At 62.8% G+C, this 2,543-nt stretch carries 4 protein-coding genes; all 4 read right to left on the bottom strand.

From position 1 onward, the window contains the following. Positions 1 to 617: CTP synthase (locus B4C31_RS05875; RefSeq protein ID WP_291531712.1), on the bottom strand; the 617-nt coding region annotated here is incomplete at its 3' end. Positions 618 to 738: 121 nt separating this feature from the next. Beyond that, complete coding sequence (locus tag B4C31_RS05870) at positions 739 to 1,200, bottom strand: GNAT family N-acetyltransferase (protein WP_291531711.1); 462 nt, start codon at positions 1,198 to 1,200, stop codon at positions 739 to 741. Between the two features lie 32 nt (positions 1,201 to 1,232). Next, positions 1,233 to 1,682, bottom strand: coding sequence for a type II 3-dehydroquinate dehydratase (locus B4C31_RS05865; RefSeq protein WP_204387764.1), 450 nt, complete (start codon positions 1,680 to 1,682; stop codon positions 1,233 to 1,235). A 98-nt stretch (positions 1,683 to 1,780) separates the two neighbouring features. Then, positions 1,781 to 2,543: 3-dehydroquinate synthase family protein (locus B4C31_RS05860; protein ID WP_422652883.1), on the bottom strand; the 763-nt coding region annotated here is incomplete at its 5' end.

Genomic DNA, 2,543 nt, shown 5'->3' with positions numbered 1-2,543 from the left:
GAATGCTGGGTGGGCTTGGTCTTCAACTCGTGCGCGGCGGAGATGTATGGCACGAGGGAGACATGCACGAACATGCAGTTGTCCGGTCCCAGGTCGCGGCGCACCTCACGCGCGGCCTCCAGGAACGGCTGGGATTCGATGTCGCCGACGGTGCCGCCGATCTCGGTGATGATCACGTCCACGTCATCGGAGGCCTGGGCGCGCATGCGGGACTTGATCTCGTTGGTGATGTGCGGGATGACTTGCACGCACTGGCCGAGGTATTCGCCGGCGCGTTCCTTGCGCAGCACCTCCTGGTAGATCTGGCCGGTGGTGACGTTCGCCTTCTGGCTCAGGAACACGTCGAGGAAACGCTCGTAGTGGCCGATGTCCAGATCGGTTTCGGCGCCGTCCTCGGTCACGTACACCTCGCCGTGCTGGAACGGGTTCATCGTACCCGGGTCCACGTTGATGTAAGGATCGAGCTTCTGCTGCAGCACGCGGATGCCACGCGAGCGCAGCAGGCGGCCCAGCGAGGAGGCGGTCAGTCCCTTGCCCAACGACGAGACCACGCCTCCGGTGACGAAGATGTGCTTGGTGATATGTTCCGATGCATTGCCATGATGTCTTCTAACCATGGGATTTCATCCTATCAACGATGCGTGACGTCTTGGTGACGTGTGTCCACGATGCAACCCTGTCTTGGTCACCCACGGCCTTGTGCGAAGCCGATTCGACCCCCTCCCCCGTAGTTTCCGATCATGGGACAAGACTCGCCACCATCTCCACATGCGGGATGCCGTCTTCCAGGAACTCGGCGGAATCGACGCGGAAGCCGAACCGTTCGTAGAAGCCGATCGCATGGCATTGGGCCTCGATGCGTAGTGTTTCGGCACCGTATTGTTCGCGCGCAATCCGGATCCCCTTACGCATCGCCATCGCCCCATAACCTTTGCCGCGGAACCGCGTCACCACACGGCCCAGACTCGCCTCCGGGAACGAGACGCCTGGTCGCAGCACGCGAAGTCCGGCAACCAACTCCCCCGCGTCATCGCATACCATGACCTGCCACGAGCCGGGATCCTTGCCATCGATGTCCTGGTAGGCGCACTCCTGTTCGACCACGAACACCTCGGAGCGGAGACGGAGGATCTCATACAACTCCGGCACCGTCAGTTCCTCGAACGGCTTGGATATTACACGGCACCTATTGTGTATCACACCTGTCGTCATTGATGAACCTAGATTCGTTCTCACGCCTCCAGGAGGTGCGCCACGGCCTCCAGGGCCAGGCGGTACCCGTAGAAGCCCATGCCGGTGATGGTGCCGGTGGCCACGGGGCTGATGACCGAGTACTTGCGGAACGCGTCACGGGCGGACGGGTTGGAGATGTGCACCTCCATCAGCGGCAGCCCCGCGTCGGTCACCATATGGGCGGCGTCGGACAGACCGTACGAGTAATGGGTGAACGCGGCGGGGTTCATGACCACGGGCGTCTGTTCGTCCACGGCCCGGTGCATCCAACCGATCATCTCCGCTTCGTCGTCGGTCTGACGGACTTCGACTTCAAGTCCCAGTTCCTCGCCCCAGGCCGTGCAGTCGCGGCGCAGGGTTTCCAGATCCTGATGGCCGTAGACGTCGGGTTCGCGCACACCGAGACGTCCAAGGTTCGGTCCGTTGACAACGATGACTTTGCGTGCCATATTCAGTTCCTTTCTCATGGGTTCTTCCTCCTTCGGCAAAGAGCTTGCCACACGTCCGGGCAGCATGGGAAAACCATAACGGCCGGTGTGCGGACCGTTCACGGACGGATGCGGCGGAATGCCTCCTCCACGGCCTCCATCGGCGGGTTCTCCAAGTGGATGACACGCCCGATGCGGTCCAGCACCACGAACCGCAGCATGTTGCCGCGCGCCTTCTTATCCCGGTGCATCAGCGCCAGCACGTCGGACCATGAGCCGCCGCCCCATGAGGTCGGCAGTCCCAACGCTCCGAGCAGTGAGCGGTGATAATCCACCAGGTCGCGGTCGATGTGCCCGAGCAGGTTCGACAGTTCCGCCGCGAATACCATGCCGACGGCCACCGCGTTGCCGTGCCGCCACCTGAAGTGCTCGATCTGTTCGATGGCATGACCGAGGGTGTGTCCGTAGTTGAGGAATTCGCGCAGCCCCTGCTCCTTCAAGTCGGAGGAGACGTGGTGCACCTTGACACGCACCGTGCGCTCGATCAGTTCGCACACCACGTCCTTCAGCGGCGATTCCAGGAAGGTCGCGCCGTCGAACCCTCGCAGCGCCGCGGCATGGGTTTCCAGGATCCGCAGGATCTCCTCGTCCATGATGAATCCGGATTTGGCCACCTCGCCGAGTCCTTCGATGAAGATGTCGTTGGGCAGCGAGGCCAGCGTCCGCACGTCGGCGAGCACGCCGGCCGGCGTGTAGAACGAGCCGACCAGGTTCTTGCCCTGCGGCGTGTTGATGCCGGTTTTGCCGCCGGTGGACGCGTCGACCATCGCCAGCAGCGAGGTCGGGCAGTTCACATAGCGCACGCCGCGCATCCACGTGGCG

It is taken from the genome of Bifidobacterium sp. UBA4282, assembly GCF_002394995.1.
Taxonomy (GTDB): domain Bacteria; phylum Actinomycetota; class Actinomycetes; order Actinomycetales; family Bifidobacteriaceae; genus Bifidobacterium; species Bifidobacterium pullorum_B.
Note: the sequence above shows the minus strand (reverse complement) of the source record. Positions and strands in the feature narration are given on the sequence as shown.